This window comes from Salinibacillus aidingensis (assembly GCF_055393355.1).
The window spans coordinates 403589-426269 of sequence record NZ_AP043759.1 but is presented as its reverse complement, the minus strand read 5'-3'; the positions used below and the strand labels follow the sequence as shown (position 1 = coordinate 426269).

The 22681-nt window shown below is 40.3% G+C and carries 29 protein-coding genes and 1 riboswitch; of the genes, 12 read left to right on the top strand and 17 right to left on the bottom strand.

What is annotated here, in order from left to right; translation table 11 throughout:
* Positions 1-77: 77 nt before the first annotated feature.
* From ACZ5OK_RS02400 to ACZ5OK_RS02380, 5 genes are all read right to left on the bottom strand, one after another.
* Positions 78-755, bottom strand: coding sequence for a LiaF transmembrane domain-containing protein (locus tag ACZ5OK_RS02400; protein WP_343841928.1), 678 nt, complete (start codon positions 753-755; stop codon positions 78-80).
* On the bottom strand, positions 752-1861 hold the full coding sequence (locus ACZ5OK_RS02395; RefSeq protein WP_343841925.1) for a hypothetical protein: 1110 nt from the start codon (positions 1859-1861) through the stop codon (positions 752-754). Before ACZ5OK_RS02395 ends, ACZ5OK_RS02400 begins: the two co-directional genes overlap by 4 nt.
* Entirely contained in the window at positions 1854-2297 is a 444-nt protein-coding gene (locus ACZ5OK_RS02390) for a hypothetical protein (protein WP_343841922.1), read from the bottom strand. The genes ACZ5OK_RS02395 and ACZ5OK_RS02390 overlap by 8 nt, the downstream gene beginning before the upstream one ends.
* Positions 2294-2812: an RNA polymerase sigma factor gene (locus tag ACZ5OK_RS02385; RefSeq protein ID WP_343841920.1), complete on the bottom strand. Its 519-nt coding sequence runs from the start codon at positions 2810-2812 to the stop codon at positions 2294-2296. Before ACZ5OK_RS02385 ends, ACZ5OK_RS02390 begins: the two co-directional genes overlap by 4 nt.
* A 162-nt stretch (positions 2813-2974) precedes the next feature.
* Entirely contained in the window at positions 2975-3646 is a 672-nt protein-coding gene (locus ACZ5OK_RS02380; RefSeq protein WP_343841918.1) for an SOS response-associated peptidase, read from the bottom strand.
* A gap of 95 nt (positions 3647-3741) precedes the next feature.
* Here ACZ5OK_RS02380 and ACZ5OK_RS02375 point away from each other — a divergent pair, with 95 nt between their 5' ends.
* Positions 3742-4569 carry an HAD family hydrolase gene (locus tag ACZ5OK_RS02375; protein ID WP_343841915.1) on the top strand — a complete coding sequence of 276 codons (828 nt, stop codon included), beginning with the start codon at positions 3742-3744 and terminating at the stop codon, positions 4567-4569.
* A gap of 162 nt (positions 4570-4731) precedes the next feature.
* Here the strand turns inward: ACZ5OK_RS02375 and ACZ5OK_RS02370 are convergent, their stop codons facing one another.
* Complete coding sequence (locus tag ACZ5OK_RS02370; protein WP_343841912.1) at positions 4732-5112, bottom strand: DnaJ family domain-containing protein; 381 nt, start codon at positions 5110-5112, stop codon at positions 4732-4734.
* Positions 5113-5127: 15 nt separating this feature from the next.
* A complete protein-coding gene (locus tag ACZ5OK_RS02365) occupies positions 5128-5853 on the bottom strand; it encodes a YkgJ family cysteine cluster protein (protein ID WP_464758356.1) in 726 nt (241 codons plus the stop codon).
* Between the two features lie 186 nt (positions 5854-6039).
* On the opposite strand from ACZ5OK_RS02365, the gene ACZ5OK_RS02360 reads away from it, so the two are divergent.
* The 4 genes from ACZ5OK_RS02360 to ACZ5OK_RS02345 all read left to right on the top strand — a co-directional run bounded on the left by ACZ5OK_RS02360 (position 6040) and on the right by ACZ5OK_RS02345 (position 8274).
* On the top strand, positions 6040-6171 hold the full coding sequence (locus ACZ5OK_RS02360; protein WP_044163932.1) for a YflJ family protein: 132 nt from the start codon (positions 6040-6042) through the stop codon (positions 6169-6171).
* A gap of 128 nt (positions 6172-6299) precedes the next feature.
* Positions 6300-7307, top strand: coding sequence for a rod-share determining protein MreBH (mreBH, locus tag ACZ5OK_RS02355; RefSeq protein ID WP_343841907.1), 1008 nt, complete (start codon positions 6300-6302; stop codon positions 7305-7307).
* A gap of 425 nt (positions 7308-7732) precedes the next feature.
* Entirely contained in the window at positions 7733-7849 is a 117-nt protein-coding gene (locus ACZ5OK_RS02350; RefSeq protein ID WP_343841904.1) for an anti-repressor SinI family protein, read from the top strand.
* A 92-nt stretch (positions 7850-7941) separates the two neighbouring features.
* Positions 7942-8274 (top strand): helix-turn-helix domain-containing protein, encoded by a 333-nt coding sequence (locus ACZ5OK_RS02345; RefSeq protein WP_343842213.1) that lies wholly within the window; start codon positions 7942-7944, stop codon positions 8272-8274.
* A gap of 239 nt (positions 8275-8513) precedes the next feature.
* On the opposite strand, the gene ACZ5OK_RS02340 is transcribed toward ACZ5OK_RS02345, so the two are convergent.
* Positions 8514-9500, bottom strand: a complete 987-nt coding sequence (locus ACZ5OK_RS02340) for a Gfo/Idh/MocA family protein (protein WP_343841901.1) — start codon at positions 9498-9500, stop codon at positions 8514-8516.
* Positions 9501-9783: 283 nt separating this feature from the next.
* Here ACZ5OK_RS02340 and ACZ5OK_RS02335 point away from each other — a divergent pair, with 283 nt between their 5' ends.
* Positions 9784-11739, top strand: coding sequence for an aconitate hydratase (locus ACZ5OK_RS02335; protein WP_343841898.1), 1956 nt, complete (start codon positions 9784-9786; stop codon positions 11737-11739).
* A gap of 67 nt (positions 11740-11806) precedes the next feature.
* Positions 11807-11983, top strand: coding sequence for a hypothetical protein (locus ACZ5OK_RS02330; RefSeq protein ID WP_343841895.1), 177 nt, complete (start codon positions 11807-11809; stop codon positions 11981-11983).
* A 22-nt stretch (positions 11984-12005) separates the two neighbouring features.
* Here the strand turns inward: ACZ5OK_RS02330 and ACZ5OK_RS02325 are convergent, their stop codons facing one another.
* Positions 12006-12434 (bottom strand): VanZ family protein, encoded by a 429-nt coding sequence (locus ACZ5OK_RS02325; protein WP_343841892.1) that lies wholly within the window; start codon positions 12432-12434, stop codon positions 12006-12008.
* 430 nt (positions 12435-12864) lie between these two features.
* On the opposite strand from ACZ5OK_RS02325, the gene ACZ5OK_RS02320 reads away from it, so the two are divergent.
* From ACZ5OK_RS02320 to ACZ5OK_RS02305, 4 genes are all read left to right on the top strand, one after another.
* On the top strand, positions 12865-13707 hold the full coding sequence (locus tag ACZ5OK_RS02320) for a hypothetical protein (RefSeq protein ID WP_343841888.1): 843 nt from the start codon (positions 12865-12867) through the stop codon (positions 13705-13707).
* A 2-nt stretch (positions 13708-13709) separates the two neighbouring features.
* Positions 13710-13886 carry a hypothetical protein gene (locus ACZ5OK_RS02315; protein WP_343841885.1) on the top strand — a complete coding sequence of 59 codons (177 nt, stop codon included), beginning with the start codon at positions 13710-13712 and terminating at the stop codon, positions 13884-13886.
* A gap of 83 nt (positions 13887-13969) precedes the next feature.
* A riboswitch (PreQ1 riboswitch) is annotated at positions 13970-14016 on the top strand.
* 73 nt (positions 14017-14089) lie between these two features.
* A complete protein-coding gene (queF, locus tag ACZ5OK_RS02310; RefSeq protein ID WP_343841882.1) occupies positions 14090-14587 on the top strand; it encodes a preQ(1) synthase in 498 nt (165 codons plus the stop codon).
* A 45-nt stretch (positions 14588-14632) separates the two neighbouring features.
* Positions 14633-15262, top strand: coding sequence for a queuosine precursor transporter (locus ACZ5OK_RS02305; RefSeq protein ID WP_343841880.1), 630 nt, complete (start codon positions 14633-14635; stop codon positions 15260-15262).
* A gap of 142 nt (positions 15263-15404) precedes the next feature.
* Here the strand turns inward: ACZ5OK_RS02305 and ACZ5OK_RS02300 are convergent, their stop codons facing one another.
* The 5 genes from ACZ5OK_RS02300 to ACZ5OK_RS02280 all read right to left on the bottom strand — a co-directional run bounded on the left by ACZ5OK_RS02300 (position 15405) and on the right by ACZ5OK_RS02280 (position 17708).
* The gene (locus ACZ5OK_RS02300; RefSeq protein WP_464758351.1) at positions 15405-15809 is read right to left on the bottom strand and encodes a spore coat protein; all 405 of its coding nucleotides are present in this window, start codon (positions 15807-15809) and stop codon (positions 15405-15407) included.
* Positions 15806-15964, bottom strand: a complete 159-nt coding sequence (locus ACZ5OK_RS02295; RefSeq protein ID WP_343841875.1) for a hypothetical protein — start codon at positions 15962-15964, stop codon at positions 15806-15808. Before ACZ5OK_RS02295 ends, ACZ5OK_RS02300 begins: the two co-directional genes overlap by 4 nt.
* Before the next feature lie 39 nt (positions 15965-16003).
* Positions 16004-16309 carry a hypothetical protein gene (locus tag ACZ5OK_RS02290; protein ID WP_343841872.1) on the bottom strand — a complete coding sequence of 102 codons (306 nt, stop codon included), beginning with the start codon at positions 16307-16309 and terminating at the stop codon, positions 16004-16006.
* A 467-nt stretch (positions 16310-16776) separates the two neighbouring features.
* Entirely contained in the window at positions 16777-17055 is a 279-nt protein-coding gene (locus tag ACZ5OK_RS02285) for a hypothetical protein (protein WP_343841870.1), read from the bottom strand.
* A gap of 74 nt (positions 17056-17129) precedes the next feature.
* Positions 17130-17708, bottom strand: a complete 579-nt coding sequence (locus ACZ5OK_RS02280; RefSeq protein WP_343841867.1) for a hypothetical protein — start codon at positions 17706-17708, stop codon at positions 17130-17132.
* An 81-nt stretch (positions 17709-17789) separates the two neighbouring features.
* On the opposite strand from ACZ5OK_RS02280, the gene ACZ5OK_RS02275 reads away from it, so the two are divergent.
* Positions 17790-18173 carry an SLAP domain-containing protein gene (locus tag ACZ5OK_RS02275; RefSeq protein ID WP_343841865.1) on the top strand — a complete coding sequence of 128 codons (384 nt, stop codon included), beginning with the start codon at positions 17790-17792 and terminating at the stop codon, positions 18171-18173.
* A 71-nt stretch (positions 18174-18244) separates the two neighbouring features.
* Here ACZ5OK_RS02275 and ACZ5OK_RS02270 read toward each other — a convergent pair whose 3' ends face one another.
* The 3 genes from ACZ5OK_RS02270 to ACZ5OK_RS02260 form a co-directional block, all read right to left on the bottom strand.
* Entirely contained in the window at positions 18245-19198 is a 954-nt protein-coding gene (locus ACZ5OK_RS02270) for an agmatinase family protein (RefSeq protein WP_343841863.1), read from the bottom strand.
* A 131-nt stretch (positions 19199-19329) separates the two neighbouring features.
* A complete protein-coding gene (gene putP / locus ACZ5OK_RS02265; protein ID WP_343841860.1) occupies positions 19330-20826 on the bottom strand; it encodes a sodium/proline symporter PutP in 1497 nt (498 codons plus the stop codon).
* Positions 20827-21425: 599 nt separating this feature from the next.
* The gene (locus tag ACZ5OK_RS02260) at positions 21426-22586 is read right to left on the bottom strand and encodes an MFS transporter (RefSeq protein WP_343841857.1); all 1161 of its coding nucleotides are present in this window, start codon (positions 22584-22586) and stop codon (positions 21426-21428) included.
* Between the last annotated feature and the right edge of the window lie 95 nt (positions 22587-22681).

Genomic DNA, 22681 nt, shown 5'->3' with positions numbered 1-22681 from the left:
CGGGGGCAGTGAGGAAAATTCAGCAATAATCAGAAAGACCAGGTCATATTAATATGATCTGGTCTTTTCCTCTTTTCTCAGGCCGCACCAGCTTGGACTTCCTTTTCCAGAGGAGTGCCTTTTCTATTATGTGCCCATTCTATATCCACCGTTTCAGGAACAGATAGCTTAGGCTGAATCCGATTTCTTTTGTCAATCAGACCCGTCTGATAATCTCCCTGGAAAAACTGAACATATAATGTATTTCCAACTTCCACTACCTGCGCAATATCATTTGGCTCCATCGTAACGTTAGACATCGTTGTTTCATAGGTCCCAAAAATAACCAGATTCTGATTATTATGCGTCAAAATCTCCGGCTGTGCGGCATCTGTGAAAATAACGATTTTTTCAATGTGATCCGGCACCTCTTCCTCAATCATCGGAAGGGCACCAGCGTCTACCTCCTGATGAACAGCTGCTTCCATCTCCTCTGTAATGCCCAATGATGCGGCCAAATAAAAACCTGCTCCGGCAAAACCAATAAATCCTATAAATACAATCGATAGAAAATCAAATTTTAAGAAGGGAGTTTTCTCCTTTGATGAAAATAGATAGAGTAAAATCTCCAATCCTATGATGACAAGTATAATCGGCCACCAGGCTATAGCTACCTGAACAATGTCAGGATTCCCAAAATTGGCAACAAGCAGAGTCACTCCTAATAGAATTAAGAGCAGACCCATGGAAAACGTTCCGATCCTCCATTGTCTCATTGATCCTCTCCCCCTTTATCCTTTGCCTTCGAACCCATAAGAAGACGTATACCGCCGCCGATGAGAAGCAGACAAACGATGACGAGCTGTAAATATCTCTGATAATAATACCGTATATCCAATTGAAAGGCTTCCATCATGTATCGGCCAAAAGCCGGCATGAGTATTGAATCCACAATGAAGAACAAGCCTAATAGAATTAAGCCGATCCCCAGCCAGCGCTGATGGTTGGCAAAATAACCAATAATCGGGATATCTTTCGCCTCCCCTACCTCATGTCGGGATTGCTGTTGTAAAGCGTCAAAAAAGCTGAAGAACCAGATGACAGGTACTAAAAAGAGAAACAGCGAAATCCTTAGTACATCAAGAATATAAATGGATAATAAAAATCCTATCATGAGCTGCAATCCCCGTTTTTGCAATCCTAAATACATATGACCTGCACCTGGAAATATCGAGAGAACGGTTGTGGTTGCTTTGCTCTTCCTGCCGCTTGCTCGTTGCTGTTCAAAATCCTCCATAATTGAGCGATCTACAAGTTCCTCTCCATTCTGCTGTTTATTCAACAGCTGGATCGTATCAAAAAGGCTGTAAATCCAGATGATTGGCAGACCAAGCGCAAAAATCAGAAAGCCTGGCTGTCCGGTTAGAATCGTCACAAATAAAATCATCGTACCAAGGCCAAAAAAGCCAGCTAAAAATGTTAAACCACGATAATTCAGACCTAAGTGAAAATGACCAACCCCTGGAATAAAGGAAAGAATGATGGTCAGAAAACGTTCCTGTTTATCCCCATCCATTTTTTGTGGTTGAACGCTATTTCCATCTGTACCGGAAACAGTATGGCTGTCCGCCGGAATAGCTGCCCCGCTTAATAATGTAATCACCATATCTAACATATTGATGATCCAAATTCCAAAGGCGAATAATAAGGCCACCAGAAAGTCATACCCATAAGGAGACATCACCGCAATAATAAAGGCCAGACCCAGTGTACCTGCAAATCCAAGTCCGTAGAGCACTCCTCTGATTTTTCGCTGTAAATAAATATGACCAAAGCCGGGGATGAAAGCTAACAAAAATGCAAATAACCTGGATTTATTCATTTCCTTGCTCCTCCTTTCCATTTCCTGTGTTCAAATAATTGGCTTCCAAGATTTTTTCGGATATTGGTGGATCATCAGCTTCGATTTGGTCATCCAGGCTAAACAGCATGTCAAAAACCCCTGAAAACATAAGTAAGACCGTTAAGCCGGCTGCCAGGAAATAATGAGCAAGCGTTTTTCGATGTACATCTCTGGAAGAAGCATTCGCTTTGTTTTTCATTTGATTAGGCTGAACGATCGCCAGCTTTTCCATCGTCTCATCCGTAAATGAATCAGAAACGGAAAAGGGAACGGACCATTCATCAATCACGTCCATATACTGATGAAAGCAAACGTCACAATCACTGAGGTGATCTTCAATTTTTAGCTGTTGCTCTTCTGGCAGCTGCTCTTTCACATACTGCTGCAGGACTTCCCATTCAACGTGATTACTCATGAAAAATCATCCTCCTTCCAATTTTGGCGCATCCATTTTCTTGCCCGATACAGCCGCATTTCCACCGTTTTCTCCGCTATATTTAAGTCAAAGGCAATTTCAGCATAAGACTTCTCCTGAATGTAGTAGCGAAACACCACATCCCGAAAATTTACCGGCATTGACTCAATCGCCTCACGAATCTTTTCCTTCTGTGAATTCTTAAGCATCTCAGCCTCAGCACTACTTCCCTGTTCCACTTGGAAAATCGGCTCATCAAAGGAGGTTAAATCCTCCTGCCTTCGCTTTTTCTTACGATAGGAGTCAATCGCCGTATGATAAGCAATTCGACTTAACCAGGTTTTAAAGCCCTGCGCCTGATAGGAGGGGAGCGCATCAACCATCTTGATGAAGGTTTCCTGTGTTAAGTCTTCAGCTTCCTGTTGATTTTTGGCTACACTGTAGGTCACCTTGAACACATGGTGCTTATACTTTTCAATCAACATACGCAGAGCCTGCTGGTGACCCGCTTTCACTCTTTCAATTAATGGTTCATCGTGAATCCTGCTCCCCTCCCTTCTCTACTTACTCACATCTTTTAGACGATTCTTTAACAATGGTACCCTACAAAAATTGAGCAAAAAATATACTGACTAATAAACTTAGTCAGTAGTATTGGCATAAGGCCATAAGTCCTATTAATCGGCCAGTGGAGCGATGCACGTTTCTCCCTCATTTTTCGCACTGTTTACATACGTACTAACCTCATAGGCAGTCAGATCTTCATTGGGCAGGTCCAATAAAAAGTTCTGCATTTCCATTGGATCACGTGACTCTTTTTTTATCCAGTCCTCTTCCTTTTCTTTCGGCAGGATGACAGGCATGCGGTTATGAATCTCTGACATAAATTCGTTGGGACTTTTCGTCATAATGGTGCATGTAACCATTTCCTTATCTCCCTGCTTCCAACGATCCCACAGTCCGGCAAAGGCAAATAGCTTACGGTCCTGCAGCGAAATTCTCAACGGCTGCTTAGTCTTTTGATCAAGTTTTTTCCATTCATAAAAGCTGTCAGCTACAATTAAACAGCGTCTCCGCTCCATCAAGCGTTTAAAGCTGGGCTTCCCGGCTGCCGTTTCAGTGCGTGCATTTATCATTTTATAACCAATGGACGGATCCTTGGCCCAGGATGGTACAAGCCCCCACTTCAAATATCCCGCCCGTTTTTTCCCTCCGTCATGGACAATCGCGAGCACAGATTGTCCCGGAGCTATGTTATAACGCGGCTCGTAGTTTTCAATTTCATGAGCTACACCAAAAGCCTCCAGAATTTCCAGTTCCTCCGCAAGCAACGTAAAACGTCCACACATTTTAATCACCCTTTATTTCAATGTAAAATTAAGATAATTCTGTTATCATGTATTGTACATGGTTTTACGAAAAGAATGAAGAAAGGAACTAGGTTATGTTAAATTCGTTTATTGAGAAAACAGATGTCATTATTTTTGACCTGGACGGGACTTTATATGAGGGGGACCAGCATTTTGCCTTAATGGTCGAAAACCTGAAACAGCGTCTCCCTGAAAAGCACCATAAGGCCTTTGATGAGCTTTATCAGAAGTCATTAGCAGGCGATCACGCTTTGACGATTGGTAAAGTCTATGACGTTCAGGAGGATGTGATCTGGACCTGGGACCCGTTCACAACAGAGTTAACGAATGCCCAAAATTGGGACAATGAACAGGTACATATTTACGATGCACCGACAAAGCTGTCTGTATCCGAATTTGATTATCAGCGCTTTGTTCCCATTGGTGATGGCTGGTGGCCGCCATACTCCATTGCACGTCATTTCGGACTGACGGTTGAAGATACCCAATGGGCTTATCGACGCACAAAGGAACAAATGGCAAATCTTGATGGTATGCTTGAACCCACCCCAGGGCTGCAGCAATATTTAGAGGAACTGTCAAAAGCGAAAAAGCTTGTGTTGATAACCAACAGTGAAATTGATGATGTACATCGTTTACTTAAATTTTTAGGCCTGGACCATATTTTTTCCGATATTGTCCCAAGTGCTTTAAAGCCAATGAATACAAACAAGCATTTTAAGGAAGTTTTAACTCGATACGATGTGAAGCCTGAACAGGTGCTTTCCATCGGGGATAACTTTATGAATGAAGTCGCCCCGGCCCTTCAGCTCGGTATGTATGGAATATGGTTAACGACTTCAAACGAGGTCCCGCTTAAAAACGACAAATTTGCAAAAATACGGACGCTTGCGACGGAATAAGGCCATTCCATGTTATCCTTATTGGGACGAATGAAAAACCAATAAATCGTGAAATTCCTGTTAAAAGTCCTTCAGCCTGTGCTGAAGGACTTTTTTCATAGATTAGCCATGCAAATGGACCTTCATCCTTTTTTACAAAAAAATAAACCAGAGCGAATCGCCCTAGTATCGAATTCCAAACCTCTTCTGAATTTTTCCTCTGTACTTGGGATAGGCCGGTGAGGAGGAGAGTCTTCGTTTATCCATTAAAGACTGATAATGAAGGTGCTTTTCCGTAAGCTTTTCTTTATATTCCTCCTGCAGCTTCTCATCCTGGGTCTGATTCATTAATTCTTCAAGAGTTACCATTTCCTTTTTAATTTTCATTTCCTCTGGCAGGACACCGGCATTTTTCATCATCCGGTAGCTTGTACGTAAATCCTCAGATACGCCGGCCAGATCATCCTCAGGCAACGGCTTCCCCTTCCCCGGCAGGTCATCCAGCTCTCCCTTATCAATGGAAGTCTTGATTTTTTCTTCAGCAAGAATATACCCAATATCCATTCATACACCTCCACACTATATAGACTTCTCCTCACTCCAGGCTTTTAGCCAATTCGGCAAATAATCATAGGAAAACAGATCATCCGGATAGTCAATAAAGGCCGTATGCTCTTCTTCGTATAAAAACTGAACAAATTCATTCAGTGCTCCCATATATTCATTATACAAAAATTCAAAACTAATCGTTTCTTCTGGCATTTCGTTCTCTGCACAAATTTTCGGGTCTGTATAGTTCACATATGTCCGACACGGAATCGGTCTGATTTCATATGCCATGCACATGTTTGTTTCCGTATTTAAAAGAGGGCAGGGCACGTGACTGCGAATATATTTCCGTTTGAAATCAGAATCCTCTTCGTAGTCAAGGGAAGTAACGGTCTTCAGTGTTTCTCCGTACTTTTCAAAATAGGCTGTTAAATGGGATGTAATGGCTTCCTTACGATCATGGGGGAAGCACTCAATCGCCTTTGTCATGAGCTTAGCTTCCATCTTTGAAATAATAATCGGAAAATAGCAGCAGAAGGCACATCCCATTTGACAGGTAGGTTTCATCCCCATCGTTTCATCCATCTGTTCCATTTCACCACTAACAACCTGAAGGAGTTCCTGAAAGCTTGCCAGCAATTTCTGTTCTACATCCATGTCTTTATTCGCCCAAGCTTCCACTACCTTGTAAAACTTCTCTTCATCGATTTCATAGGAATTTTGCAGGTGTTTCATTCGCTCCGTAATTTCTTCCACTGATAAATATGTCTTCATTCATAATAAATCCCTTCATTCATTCTATTAAAAATTATAGACGATATTTACCAGAATTCATACGGGTATTTTCTGGTGTTTTCTCTTTCATAGATTCATGGATGAATGTTAGAATAACCTAGACTCTGAAAATACTTCAGTGTGATTATGGATGAAAGGATGAGTCACATGCATATCGGAAGTAAAGGCTGGTACGTTAACGAACTAAAGAAAATCGGTGTTAATCGTTATGAAGAACGTAAAATCGAAAGCTATAAGAAACACGTACTTGCCAATTTATTGGAAAGCAAGCAACAATAACCAGTTTTATTACAGGGACTATGCTCCCTGTTATTTTTTTGTTATAGATATTTAATTTTTATATATAATTAAAAAGTGGTAAACTAACTAAGTATACATGGAATCTAGAACTAATGGAGGAAAAGGATATGTTCTCATCAGCAGAAATTGGCATTGATCTCGGTACAGCTAATTTACTTATTTATACCAAAAATAAAGGCATTGTATATAATGAACCCGCTGTGGTTGCGATTGATACAACTACCCAAAACGTACTTGCTGTAGGTGAAGAAGCAAAGCAAATGATTGGAAAAACACCTCAAAACATTGTACCTGTTCGTCCGATGAAGGATGGCGTCATTGCTGATTATGAAGTGACTTCTCAGATGCTTAAAGAAATGCTGAAAAAGGTAAGCAAAAAGTTAGGTCATTCGTTACGCAAGCCTTCTGTTGTCGTTTGTGTTCCAACAGGTGCAACCTCAGTAGAACGCCGCGCCATTCATAATGCAATAAAGGAATACGGAGCTAAGTATGTTCATTTAATTGAAGAGCCTATTGCCGCTGCAATTGGTGCAGGTCTGCCAGTGGACGAGCCTGTTTCCAACATGGTCGTTGATATTGGTGGAGGTACGAGTGAAGTTGCCATTATCTCCTTTGGCGGAATTGTCTCCTCACAGTCAACCCGGGTTGGCGGGGACAAAATCGATCAGGCCATCATTCAGCATGTACGGAAAAAATACAATGTCTTAATTGGGGAACGGACCGCTGAACAAGTCAAAATCCAAATTGGCTACGCATTAATTGACCATCCGGAAGAAACCATGGAGGTTCGCGGACGTGATATGGTATCCGGATTACCTAAGACCATTGCGTTAACTTCAACAGAGATTCAAAAAGCGTTACAGGAGTCTCTTGAACAAATTCTTGAGGCTATTCAGACCACCCTTGAAAGCTGCCCTCCTGAATTAAGTGGTGACATTGTTGATCAGGGAATTACTCTGACTGGTGGTGGTGCACTGCTTAAAGGCATGCAGGAATGGCTGTCCAATGAAATCGATGTACCTGTTCATATTGCACCAGAACCACTGGAGTGTGTAGCCATTGGAACAGGTAAATCCCTTAAAATGATCACAAAGCTTCAGAAGGCTACAAAATAACATCCCGTATATTTTATGAAATACAGTGAGTGCAAACATTCACTGTATTTTTTATGTTGGACGGTCATTTTAAAATATCGGATTTGTGACTAAGAAATCAGAATGGCCGCGTCCGCCTTTGTTTATGGGGGTCATTTTAAAAAAATCGTTCGACAAATTCAGGGATGGTTTTAGTCTTTTTTTGGATATTTCTTTGATAGGTTCCCTCTCTTTTCAAATTTTTTCCCTGGTTTTAATAATATAATATAAATCTCGGTTATTATGTAAATATTTGTAATATTGTCATCGACATTTTATTCCATTCTTTTAATCTTAAGTCTTATATACTACTTTATGGTATCTATAGACTAGAGAACATGTTTCGGGAAAGTCTTACTTAAAAAAGAGAAAGTATTTATTCTTAGAGCAGAGGGGGAATCAATGGAATGAGTCAGCTTACAAGCCTTGACCCTGAGTGGGTAGAACTCATACTGGAAGCGCTGGAAATAGGTATTACTGAGGAGGAGATAAAAAAATTTCTTACCAATCCTGTTCCCTTTTAGTCGTATAGACTTAATTTTTAAAAAATTACGTTCTCCATATCAAACAGCTGGACGTTTTTATGTTATAATGAGGCCTAAGGAAGGTGAAGAAGATGATAGGGGAACGTATAAAAAAGCAGCGTGAACAAAAAAATATGTCACTCTCCGAACTAGCTGAACAAGCAGGTGTGGCAAAATCATATTTAAGCTCCATTGAACGGAATTTGCAATCCAACCCTTCCATTCAGTTTCTTGAAAAAATTTCTGCTGTTTTAGGTGTATCGGTAAATACCTTTCTTCATGACAGCACAGAGAATCTGTCAAAGGAACATTTAGATCAGGAATGGATAACCTTAGTTCAGGAAGCCATGCAATCTGGTGTTTCCAAAGAGGAGTTTAAAAGCTTTTTAGAATATAATAAATGGAAGTTAGAGCAAAATAAATAAAGCGAACCTTCCATGAGTGGAGGTTTTCTCCATCCCCCACTGATGGTTAGTTGAACTTATCAGGAATTTAATGGCCGTTTATCCTCCACTTAGTCTTGTTGGGTACCCTCAAAACCTGAAGCGAGGGTATTACGGCCAGTTAATGCGTGATAAACGTATTACATAGACAAGGCTTAATGTCCCGAAATAAAAAAGAGCATTTCCAAATCACCTTGAAAATGCTCTTTTTCGTACATCTCCTATTTTTGGTCAGCCGGAAACACAACGCCTACCTGCTTCCGCGCTTCCTCCATAATTCGGGCTGTTGTGACGGAATTCTTAAAGGTATTGATATCTGATTCCAATTTATTCTCTTTTATTAGCGAAATGAATTCCTTTGCTTCATCATACATGGAATTCTCTTTTTGTGGAACACTTAAATCTTCTTCATTTCCATGATGGTCCCGGAATACTACTCGTTCAGCCCTATGTATAGGGTCAATGATAAGGCTCCCTTTCTCACCTTGAATTTCAGAAGGCAATTCTGTATTGGTAATCTTGGAATGCATAACGATGCCTTCCATTTCATCATATTTCACTAAAACCGTACCTTCCCCATCTACTCCGGATTCTAACATTACACCATTTGCTTTTACCTCTTTAGGTTCGCCAAACAGCACCACCATTGGATATATACCATATACTCCAATGTCCATCAGAGATCCATTCGAAAATTCAGGTTTAAAGGCGTTTAGCACAGTACCTTCTTTGTAAGTATCATATCTGGAAGAATATTGGCAGTAGTTGCCTATATATCGACGTATCTTCCCCACTTTATGTAAATTTTCCTGAACAGCCTTAAAATTAGGCAGAAAGCTGCTTTTTAGCGCTTCCATAAGCAAAACCTGATTGTCCCGCGCTGCCTGGATCATTTCTTCCACTTCACGCACATTTGACCCCATAGGTTTTTCACATAACACATGTTTTTTTCCATTCATTAAAGCAATAGCATACTCTTTATGAAGAGAATTTGGAGACGCAATGTATACGGCATCAAGCTGATCACTATCCGCCATCTCCTGAATGCTCGTAAATGTATATGGAGCATTATACTTCGATGCAAATTCTGCTGCTCTTTTTTCTGTACGTGAAAACACAGCCGTTAATTGAAAATCCTCTACCTGTTGAGCTGCATCTAAGAACCGTTCTGTTATCCAATTTGTCCCTATAATTCCGAATCGTACCATATAAAAACCTCCTAGTCTCTAGTTATAAATCCTGGGTAATCCTCTTATGTTGTCGCGATCATCACGGCCCTTCTCTTTACTATTGTCCAGCTGCAGGGCCTGGTCCTGGTAATATAAGAAATGCCACTTTTTCTTATATAGGTTCAAAGCTTAGCAAGGCCCTTCCGCTTTCCTATGTATATTTTACATGGTATTTGTGAATTTATAAACGAATAAACTATTTTTGATGGGATGTTTTATAAAGTGTTTGTGCGGTTATAGAACTATATAAGGAGGAATGATGTTGAAGCTTAATGTTACCCAAAAGCTGATAAAAGACCATTTGGTATCCGGGGAGATGACTCCTGGTGAGGAGATTGGGTTAAAGATTGATCAGACTTTAACACAGGATGCAACCGGAACAATGGTTATGCTTGAGCTTGAAGCGATGGGACTGGATTATGCCAAAACAGAGGCATCAGCCCAGTATGTCGATCATAACCTGATTCAAGTAGATAATAAAAACCCTGATGATCACTTGTTTTTACAGAGTGCAGCCAGACGTTTTGGACTGTATTATAGTCGCCCTGGAAACGGCGTTAGTCACCCTGTCCATATGCAAAGATTAGCGAAGCCCGGGAAAACATTATTAGGTTCAGACAGTCATACATGTGCAAACGGCAGTATGGGAATGCTCGCCATGGGGGCTGGCGGTATTGATGTTGCAATGGCTATTGCCGGCGAACCCTTTTATGTCAAAATGCCTGAAGTCTGGGGAATTAAATTGACCGGTGAACTGCCTGACTGGGTTGGAGCCAAGGATGTTATTTTGGAATTGCTCCGTCGTCACGATGTAAAAGGCGGAGTCGGACGTGTGATTGAATATTATGGTCCAGGATTAAAGAATTTAGATGCCATGGATCGGCATGTGATTGCCAATATGGGCGCTGAACTTGGAGCCACAGGAACGGTCTTTCCTTCCGATGAGGAAGTGAAGCGCTTCTTAAAAGAACAGGAACGTAGGGACGAATGGATTGAATTAAAGGCGGATAAAGGAGCTTCCTACGATATTGAGGAGGAAATCAATTTATCCGAGCTTGAACCTCTTATTGCAAAGCCATCAAGTCCAGGTAATGTAGTCCCAGTTAAGGACATTGCTGGCGAATCCATATATCAATCCTATATCGGCTCTTCTGCTCAGCCTGGTTTTCGTGATTTTGCCATGGCAGCTGAAATTGTAAAGGATAAAAAGATTGCTGAAGGCGTTTCCTTAGATGTTAATCCAACATCACGACAGATGCTGACAGAACTTGTACAGGAAGGACATATCGCAAGCTTCCTTCAATCGGGAGGACGTCTTCATCAGGCTGGATGTAATGGCTGTATTGGAATGGGGCAGGCGCCTGCAACCGGCCGAAACAGCCTGCGTACAACACCAAGAAACTTTCCTGGTCGTTCCGGCACCAAAGAAGACAGTGTCTTTCTATGCGGACCAGAAACGGCAGCCGCCTCCGCATTAAAGGGTGAAATTACGGATCCTCGTACATTGGAGATGAATTATCCAAACATTAAAGGGCCGAAAAAGCCGAATGTAGATGATCAGCTACTGGATAAACCCTTACCGGAGGAAGAAGCTAAAAAAGTAGAGCTCTACAAGGGGCCTAATATTGCCTCCATACCGGAAATGGATAGGCTGCCAGATGAGCTGGAGGTACCGATACTTCTTAAAATGAACGATAACATTTCCACAGATGAAATTTTAGCTGGTGGCGCCAGGGTTCTCCCATACCGCAGTAATTTACCTGAAATCAGTAAATTCACTTTTGAAATCATAGATGAGAGCTATTATGACCGTGCTATGGATATTCGGGATCATGGCGGCCATGCTATTGTAGGCGGCTATAACTATGGTCAAGGGTCCAGCCGTGAACATGCCGCACTCGCTCCACGATACCTCGGATTACGTGTCGCTGTAGTCAAAGACTTTGCCCGTATTCACTGGCAGAACCTGGTTAATTTTGGTGTCCTCCCTCTTACCTTTAAACACGATGAGGACTTTGACAAATTACAGCAGGGAGATGTACTCCAATTTAAAGACCTGCGTGACAAGGTACAGCAGGGTAATGACATAAAAGCGACGGTAAAAGACAAGAATATTGAAATGGAACTTACACATGCTCTATCTTCCAGACAAGTTGACATGATGCTTAAAGGCGGCTTAATTAATTGGGTGAAGGACAGACAGAATTCAAAAGCTTAATACCACGCATGAATTTGCGGTACCGTGTAAAACTATGGGCAACCATTGAAACAAGGAGAGATTTACCATGGTTGACCGTAATCATGTATGTAAAGCATGCGATGGTACTGGACTTTTAGCTGATGATGAGGAATGGCAGTATACGTGTACTGTCTGTGGGGGTGATGGGGTTTTTCAGCCGGGAGACAATCCTGAGCCTGACACTCCTTTTTCGGTAGATGAAAATAATCGAGTTCTTGAATAAAGGAGTGCTTATTAGCACTCCTTTATTTTGATATGTGCATTTTTATGATGTAAAAAATCCGCAGCAATAAAAAGCCTGTTAAAGCTCCTACTGTATTAAGAAGAATATCATCCACGTCAAAGCTTCCTACTCTGAAACTCAGCTGACACAGCTCCAGAATAAAAATACCGACCAAAAATACTTTAAGAAAATCCCTGATTACCCAAAGCTTTTGAAAGCACAGAGGTAATAGCACTCCAAAGGGAATGAAAACTCCTATGTTACCGGCTAAATTGATCAGCCAGGTTTCTAAAGGAAAGTGAGAAAAATTCTCGATATAAAGCTTTAATGTTGATAACGGAATCAGATTATACATGTAATCTTCGGTTTGTACCCTGGAGAAACCAAAAAACATCCAATAAATAAGTAAACCTGTATATAGTATTAAAATAGCGACAGCCTTTTTTCTCAACTAAAAACACCTCTAAATTGATTATAGATTACCTGTAACACCATGACTACTGTAATCTGAAAACCTTCGAAAATGAACAGCCTAATCTTTAGAAAATTTTTGCGGATAGAAAACGTGAAGCATAATATACTTGTAAATAGGTGCAATCATCAAGGAGGTGCTTTCTCATTTTAAGGATCCTGAAAAATAAGACACCGCTGACCGAAAGCATTCCTCCCGTGACGCAAAAGGAAGGAACGGTACAGATTGGACAGCAGATGGTTTTCTATTCGATCATGGAATTGGATGAGGAAATTCCCTCCTACGTCCATACTCCTAGAAAACCAATGGGTGAAAGAGGGTAATTTTTCCCTTTTTCACCATATCTTATAGGTTTTTCCATTACACTTTGTTAAAATTTATGTAATATAAAACAAGGTGTGGTGATGGAATGAAGTTTCGTAAATTCTTGAATGTTACTTACATTTCAAGCATATTGGGAATTTTCAGCTTTATCATCCTAACCGCCACTTTATCAAAAGAAAATTTGAATGAAGTGACAGGCTTTATTTTATTTCCCTTTACGGATAAGCTTCAGCCTGGTTTACAATCCTCACGATTTATCCATTGGCTGGTGATTTCCCTGGCTATGATTTTTTATATAATTATGATTAAAGGAATAATCAGATTATTTCAAAAGCCGGTCCAACCGCAATCCTCCTACCCTGAAATGGTCTGTCAAAGCGAAATTGCCTCTATGTTAGATGCTGTAGACTCCGAAGATGATGCCAAAATTAATGAAAAAATTATAACTTTTATGAAAAAATTTGACGAAATGGTTGCAGAAATTTTTGAAATGGATAACAATGATTTAAAGAGTTTATGGGTGCTGCAAATGGATAAGGATGAATACCAGAAATCCATTGAAAAAGAAAATGAGGAATTTTATCAAAACGATCATAAAAGCTTTTTAATGATTGTAAACTTAAATGAGCATTTGAAGCCAACCGAAGAAGATAAACGTATTATAAGATGGGCGCTTCAGCAGCCTAATCCGCAGTTTTGGGATGATCGGGTGAAACGTAATTTTAATGGAGAAAACCGGGAATTTGTGTTTGTCCGGAATTACGGGGAATTTCGCCTTGGTTATGCTCTATTATTTAAACATCAGCATATGATTACAGAAGAAAAGCTTCAACACTTTCAGGCAGCGTCCTCCTATTTGATGCTGTTAGGCAAAATTAACGACCTTACACACAAAATGATTAAATATATACTAGAAAAGGTGGTATAAAAGTGAAAGTAAAGGAAAAGGAGACGAAAAAGAATCCGACAAATATCTCTGTTTTAACTTTATCAACAGATATGAAAGTCCCCCCTGCCAAATACGAATCAGGATTTAAAAAACTGGATTCAAAAACCGGAAAATGTTCACCAGCAAAAGCCCGCACCTTACTTCGAAAATGGGTATAACAAAATACACTCCTATAAGCTAATTGACATGAATACCACTTATCTATATACTTATTCCATGAAATAGAATGATCCATAAAAGTACGGGAGAGGTTCTTAGCTTAAACCCTCTATAAAAAACTAAGGACATATGACGTGATAGAATCAGCCATATCCCCTTAGGATATGGCTTTTTTAATGGCCGAATAAAGGGAGGTTTGAAGATGTCCGACAGAAATGATGAAGAGCTGACAGATCTGTCACTACTGGGAAATCAGCAGACAACTTATGCTTTTAATTATACACCTGAAGTGCTGGAAACATTTGATAATAAGCATCCGAATCGCGATTACTTTGTAAAGTTTAATTGCCCGGAATTTACAACCTTATGTCCTAAAACCCACCAGCCGGATTTTGGTACGGTTTATATCAGCTATATCCCCGATCAAAAAATGGTAGAGAGTAAATCTTTAAAACTATACTTATTCAGTTTCCGTAATCATGGAGACTTTCATGAAGATAGTATGAACATTATAATGAATGATTTAATTGAACTTATGGACCCTCGCTACATAGAGGTATGGGGCAAATTCACCCCTCGAGGCGGAATCTCCATTGATCCATATTGCAATTATGGAAGACCAGAAACCAAATATGAAGAAATGGCCATGCATCGCCTGATGAATCATGACATGTATCCGGAAAAAATAGATAATCGATAATAGAGGGGAAACTTGGAATCCTCCCATAAAAGGAGAGGATACAGAATGTTTGTTTACTTAAATGCTTTATTTGTGGGGTTATTAGTTTTATCAAATATCCTGGGTGTCAAATTGTTCAGTATCGGTGATTTTGTTTTACCAGCTGCCGTTATTGTATATGTCATTACCTATTTAATTACAGATGTGATCGGTGAAGTATACGGAAAAGAGGCAGCAAAGAAAACCGTCCAGGCTGGTTTTTTCACTCAAATTATTGCGCTAATATTCCTGTTTATCGCTATAGAGTTGCCTGCTGCTCCGCTGTTTGGAAATCAGCAGGAATTTGAAACCATATTAGGTGGCAGTCTCCGTGTAATTTTAGCCAGTACATTGTCCTATCTTGCCAGTCAGCATTTTGATGTGTATATTTTTCATCGTCTAAAACGTAAACACGGTGCAAAGAAACTGTGGCTGCGAAATAATGTTTCTACTATATCAAGTCAGTTTGTCGATACAAGTATATTCATTACGATTGCTTTTATGGGAACTGTTCCGGCAACGGCATTACTAAGCATGATGGCCACCCAATATGTATTTAAACTGATTGTAGCGCTTCTGGATACGCCAATTACTTATCTATTCGTAAAGATCGCCAGAAAGGAAAAAGAAACTTCAGATTTGCCAATCAGTGCATAATCTATTGAACTATGAGAGGGTGGGACGTAAAAAAACAGACGACCCACCCTCTAAAATTTCTATATAAACGAAGAAGGCTAACTCATCATTTTGAGTCAGCCTTTTATCAATGGGAGTGCTCCACGGGTTGGGTTTATTCAAATTAAAGGATATCCAGCTGGATGAGGAATGCTAGAAGAACTTGAACAAGTACTTGCAGGGACAGGGCGATATCCGTATCGCTGGTCGTTACGTTTACATCTTTGGATCCTTCGATACGTACTTTCTGTTTATTAATCTGCTTCATTTCCGTGCGTTGTAACAAGTCATTGGTTACCTGCTCGGCGCGGTTTGAATCTGCAATCGTGATATTAACAACGACTGCGATAGCAATCTGGATAGCCACCTGAATGGATAGAGCAATTTGTGTGTCATTGGATGTGACATCTACATCACAGGAATCGATAATCTCAATCACTTCATGGGATCCCTGATGCATTTCGTCAACCTGATAGGCAGCATTATCAACAAGCGCATCGTCATCACTAAAGCCTCTATTCCCCATCATAGCGCCAGCACGAGCACCTCTTTGTGAATCACAGCCGCAGTCACAATGGGAAGATCTGACGTTTCTGTGTGATTCACATCCACAGTCGAAATCACTAACTCTGGCATTTCTGCGTCTACCGCAGCCACAATCATTCTCCCACGTATTTCCTGCAAAATCTACAAAATCGTTTCGCCTTCTTCTCCTTCTTACCATTATCCATCAACCTCCTTTTCTTTCTTTTCCTTTAAAAACTCTCGAAGCGGACTTTCCTTAGGTTCTGAATCCTTCTCTCCATCTTCTGACTGAGATGATGAGTTAGAATCATTTTGCTGGGCAACATATTCGTTAACCATCGTTTCAAGATTTTGGGCTATATTTCGTAGTTCCTGTTTTTGAGAATCTGATAAATCGTTGACACCTGAATCTTGACCTATGCCATGCTTTTGCAACACTTTAGAAACCGAAACACCGGCTAAGCTCTTGGATAAATTCTGCAGCTCCTGGTTGAGTTCATTCATTGTTTATCCATCACTCCTTTCAACTATCTTTCACTAGTAGTATATGGGGGAACTCTATGTTAGTCAGGGCTGTCTCCTATTCTATTGTAAAAAGGGTTCCTATCCATAGTAGAATATAATAGTAGAGTTACCTATAATCATTTGCTAAAGCTTACGATGACAGGAATGAAAAGGGAATTCCATTAAACCTGGAGTTCTATATTCTCCTTGTATTAAAGTAATTTTTAAATTAAGAATAAAAAGATAAACAGAGCACAATAGCAATGAACTCTTATTGAAACCCTTTAACAGTAGCATTTTCTTTTTTACAAGAAAGACGCTCAGAGATGATGATCCCTGAGCGTCTGCAAAGAATTAACTATGATTTTTAATCTGATTAAACTTACCTTACTGCCTTACTTCTGTTATTTAGCAAATGAACGACCTTTTGCTCATACTTTTTGATTTTTTTATTGTTTTTGGTTTTCTCAAAGAATTTGATGACATCTGCGAGGGCATTTTCCAGTAACTCCCCAGGTCTTTTCAGCTTCAGTCATTTGATTGAGTTCAATATATCCCAATATTTCCAACACGTTCAGCGTATACATGTCCTCCCCATCAGACTCCAGCTCCTGTTTGGCTTCCTCCACCGAATGAATAAGGTTCTCATAATCTTCCTGTTCAAAATAATAGACGATATCGTTTATAAATTCTGTATCCGTACTCTCTTTCGGCTGTTCGAGTCGATTCTTAATATTTATCTCCAAAACGTGATCCTCCTTTTTAAATGGCACACCAGGACACTACTTCCATTCCTCTCCATTACGAAAAAGCTCTATTCTTAATTTTTTGATTGATCCACGTAGCGGAATAGAATCGGTGCAGTAAATATCCGTCTGTACTGTTTCTTTTGCTTCCTTAAATCACTGCTCTGGATAAACAATAGAGAAAAGGTCTCCCAAAGAAATACCCATCCGCCAACTGTTAAGCTTAAAGAAATGATTTCTCCTACTAATTCGCTCTCATTTGTCGCTTTAAAAAAGTACGATACAATGGTAAATAGCAGGGACAGGATAATGTATATAATCGATCGCTTACGCTTTTCTGAGAAGCGCTTCTTCGTTATGTAGTGAGAATATTGGAAATAATTTCGTATTCCTTCAGCGATCAAAGCTTCCATCTTTTCGTCTTTATTTTGATTACTCATATTAAATCGAAGCTTAATGCTCCTTTTGGAATCAATGTCATAGGAGCATTCCTCCAAAAAGGATTTCAGACTGGAGTCCAGATCACGAATATTATAAACGGATGAATCCCAGGTATTAAAAACATCATCATAGTTTTGAAGTGAAATTTCTATGATATATTCACCTGTCTCTTGATCTATCGTATAAAACTGATCCATAAAATTCTGTTTCAAACGTATCTCTCCTTTTTTCGGAGTTCCTTACCTATCGTAACACGACTATTTATCGCATCTCTACTATTTGGAGTGATCATAATGACAAAGAAGCAACGTCTTGAGTTTGAACGATCTTGGAACAAGAATCTATCTGAAAGGGACCGGCTTATCATTCAACAAATCTTTCAAAAAACCTGTGCTTCCCAGCAGTTCTTCACACTTCTATGGACAGCTGTTAACTATCGGTCAGATTTTCTGGTAACTGTACTTATCCATAATCGAAGTGAGCAACCACTGACATTTAATAATCGTACGTTACGTTATGTAAACAAAAATCAAGTTATCGCTGAGCATACGTTTCAGTTACGTGACCTTATCATTGAACCTTATACAAGTGTGCCCTGGACGTTTATATTTCCCGAAAAAAATTGTTATTCAAAGGTTACAGGTGTAAGTGAAGGATATGTGGAAAACATACTTTGAGGCTTCTATTCATTCTGAAGGCAAAAATAACCTGCCTTGAAGTGATTAGCTTCAGGGCAGGTTTTTATACTTTACTGATTTTGTTTTCTGAGGATATCCCCCGCGAGTGCATAAAGAATAACAGTGGTTACAAAATGGGAGGAATTATCATTGGCATCCTGCTGAGGGTAAACCTCAACGTAGTCCATCCCATTTACACCTAATTTTGCAAAGGCATGAACCAGTTCGACTAGCTCATAGGAAGTAAGACCATTGCCATCCACCGGTCCACCCGGATTAAAAGCAAAATCCAGCACATCACTGCAAATGCTTAAGTAAACCGCATCGGTACCCTCGCTTGCAATATCATAAGCATGCTTTGCCATTGCCTCTACATCATTGCTTTTCCTGATTTCTCTTGAAGTTATCGTCGTTGCGCCGGCTTCATCTGCATATTTACCAGTCTCAGGTTTATTTCTTGGGCCATGAATTCCCATATGGACAATGCTTTCGTTTCGTACACTTTCACTTTCATAAATACGTGCAAAAGGGGTGCTTCTTGCGTATTTATCTCCCTCATAATCAGGATGGTTATCGTAGTGAGCATCCAGGTGAATGATCCCCACTTTTCCATCGACCTTTTCACTCAGGGCCTTTACAATCGGATAGGTAATCCCATGATCCCCGCCAAACGCAACGGGAAAGGCATTGGTATCCCATACTTTGGCTGCAAAGTTCGTGATTCTGTCCATCGTTTCGAACGTATCCGCCGGAACAACATCCACATCACCTAAATCAGCAAGCTGATAATGACTCAAAACATCGATATGGTTCAACTCTGGTAAATATCCCGAATAACGGGCAGAATTGAGACGAATCACTTTCGGACCAAGCTCAACACCTGTGTAATCTCCCCAGGTAACCGCACCTTCCCACGGTACACCATAAATGAGTACATCATAATCATTTACATTCTGATCCTTAATCGAAGCTTTTTTACCCCCTAAAAAACAAGGGGTATTGCCATATAATTTTTCATTACTCATGCTGTTCCACTCCCTTTGCCTTGAATGTTAATAGTTGTTTGATTACTGCAAAAATTCCGTTTATAACTATATTGTAGCGGAAGGTGGGCTTCCCTTAAAGCAACAGGTATTTTTTGAAACACCTTATCCTATTATGCGCCGGCAACCTTATCATACTCTTCCTTCACTTCATCAGATGATTTTTGACCTACAAAACTGAAGATGATAATAGCAATACTGGAGAAGACAAAGCCTGGTACCATTTCATACAGGGCAGATCCTGTATACTGCCAGGTAAATACTGTGACACCACCGACAATAATACCGGCAAGTACCCCGTTTCTGGATGTATTTCTCCAGAATAAGGAGAATAACACTGCAGGGCCAAACGTTGCCCCGAATCCAGCCCAGGCATAAGATACAAGATCCAGCACAGAGCTCGTTTCATTCCAGGCAATCAATAGCGCAATAATGGCAATCACTAACACAGAGAGACGTCCAACCCAGACCAGCTCCTTATCTGAAGCATTTTTACGAAAGTATTTACGGTAGAAGTCTTCAGAAAGTGCACTGGAGGATACGAGCAGTTGGGAGTCTACCGTACTCATAATGGCAGCTAATACAGCAGCTAACAGCGCACCAGCTATCCAAGGGTCATATACGACCTGCACAAGCTGAATAAACACCTGCTCAGAGTCTGCAAGCGGCTGATCAAATGTCACAATCCCAAGCATCCCAACGATAAGGGCACCATATAACGGAATGACAAGACCAAGGGATATGCTGATTAACCTTGCTTTTCGCACTTCCTGATGGGATCGGATAGCCATAAACCTTGCTAAAATGTGAGGCTGTCCAAAATAACCAAGCCCCCAGGCCAAGGCAGAAATAATTCCTACGAAGCCTATCGGACCTGCCGCTTCCCAAATAATTCCTTCCGGCTGATTATAGGAGGTTGCAGCAAAACCATCTACCAGGCTTCCATTAACTGCACTCAGCTGCTCGAACAGACCACCAAAACCGCCAACCTGAATAAGTCCATAAATGGATGTAAATAACAGAGCCGTCGACATTAATACACCTTGTATAAAGTCTGTATAACTAACCGCAATAAATCCGCCAAGAAACGTATATCCAACAATGATAAGAGCACCGATAATTAATGCGAAATGATAATCGACGTCAAATGTCCCCTGGAACAGTTTGGCACCACTCACCAAACCCGAGGCTGTATAGAATAAGAAAAAGGCTAAAATAAATACCGCTGAAATAAGACGAAGCAGATTTGATCGATCACGGAATCGATTTTCAAAAAACTCCGGCAGGGTGATGGAATCATTGGAGTATTCCGTATAAACACGAAGGCGCTTTGCAACATAAGTCCAGTTAATCGCAGCTCCAACTGCAAGACCTACAGCAATCCATAAGCTCCACTGGCCAAAACCGGCTGCATAAGCTGCCCCGGGCAATCCAATTAAAAGCCATCCGCTAAAGTCACTGGCTGCAGCCGAAAATGCCGTCACCCAGCTTCCAAGCTTACGACCACCCAGCACATAATCTGATAAAGTATTTGTTTTACGATACGTTATAATTCCAATGGTTAACATAAGTGCCAAGTAGGCTACAAAAGTAATTAAAATCGGATCCATTAACCTTCATCCTTCCCTTCTTTAAAGTAAGTGTATATTGCCCAGATAACGAGTAACGGCATGGGCACCGCAAACCAGAATAATGTCCAGCCTGTAATCATTTTCTTCCCTCCTCTTATGGAATGTATAGAAAACGATCCTGAAAACAGGAATCGGTTTTCTCATGTCTCAGGGTTCCTTCCTGTCCATTTCCCGCTTCCTTGAAGTGACAGAATTGAATATAAATATAGAATTTTTAAAAAATTGTTATACATATAATTAAAAGGGATATTCCTTAATGAATCAAGTATTTTGTCAAAAAACATCATAAAGTGAAACTTCCATCAGTGGGGGTTTACTCCCCCCACTGATGGTTAGTTGAACTTATCAGGAATTTACTGGTCGTTTATCCCCCACTTGTAGTTTTGTTGGCGTAACCTCAGGACCCTTGAAGTGGGGATATTACGGCCAGTTAATGCGTGATAAAATCCTTATACCTATATGTACTTACTGATTTATCCAAACTTTATGAGGAATAAAGAAAAAATTATAAAAGAATGGGTGGTCCCAAAATGAGATCACCCTTCAGCACTTCTCCTTATAAGTTCCTAAGCATTATCCTATGAGGTCTTTTTTCGAATGGCCGGGGCCATGGACAGCTTTGAATACCCAACAAACATGAGAATGATCATTCCTACCACAAAAGCAATAAAGTATGGAGAAATTATATCCCGTATAAACCCGGTAACAAAGGAACTTATAATAATTCCCAAAGAATAAACAGCTGACATGACACCAAAGGCTCTGCCATGATACTTTGCAGAAACACTTTCCGTAATGGCTGTAGCAATGGCCGGCATGACCAGACCAAAGAAAAAACCAACGAAAAACAATGACACAGGTAAAGCAAAAGATAACCCGAACAATAAGAACAAAGAGGCATTCATCCCTGCAAGGCCTGTCATAAACCTTTTAAAGGGATCGAAGCGATTAATAAAGAAAAGGGATAAGGCAAGAAACGTACCAAGCCCCATAAAGCTGAACAACTGACCTGTATTTAACGTGGAAACCCCTCTTTCAACCGTTAAATAAGGTATTTCATAAGCAATGACGCCGTGGATATACATCACGGCAAATCCGATCAAATAAATGAGTTTCAGTTCCTGTGAAGTAAAGATTTTCATAAGACTAACTTGTGTACCTCTCGGCTCTTTCACGATAAAATCTCTTTCCTTTAAAAAGGTCATCCCATATATACTAGTAAGTAACATCGCAGATCCAATAAAGTAATACGTATTCACATAACCTATCCACACTACCATCTGCCCACCAATGACAGGAGCCATAATGCTTGCAATGGTTGTAAGAATCCCGTTAATCGCCATATTCTTCCCCTGTTGTCTTCGGTTTTTCGCATATCCTGATAGAAGTGTGAAAGCTGCCGGAATTAAAAAGGCCATAGCAAACTCATTTAAACCATGCAAAAGAAATAGTTCACTCGAGTTTGAAACCAGGCCATGCGCTATAAATAGCCCTCCAGAAACAAACAAGGGAAAAATAATAAAAAGTTTCTTCCCAAAACGATCAACCAGGGGCCCCGCCAATAAATTTCCAACCAGGTCGGCCAGTGATCCAAAACTGAGCATCATTCCGATCAAAACACTTGTAGCCCCGAACCCAGATGCAAAGGGTGTGAAGACAGGTGATTCGATACTCGCAATTAAACTAATCAAAAACATAATCAAAAAGATTGGTAGTTTTTCTGCAGCTGTCTGCTTCAAATTTCCTCACCTCTCTCCAACAATGTATGCAGAGAATAGCGAAGTTAGACAAGCTAATTTTTTGGGGACTGTCCCTAAAACAAGGTAAGGGAGTG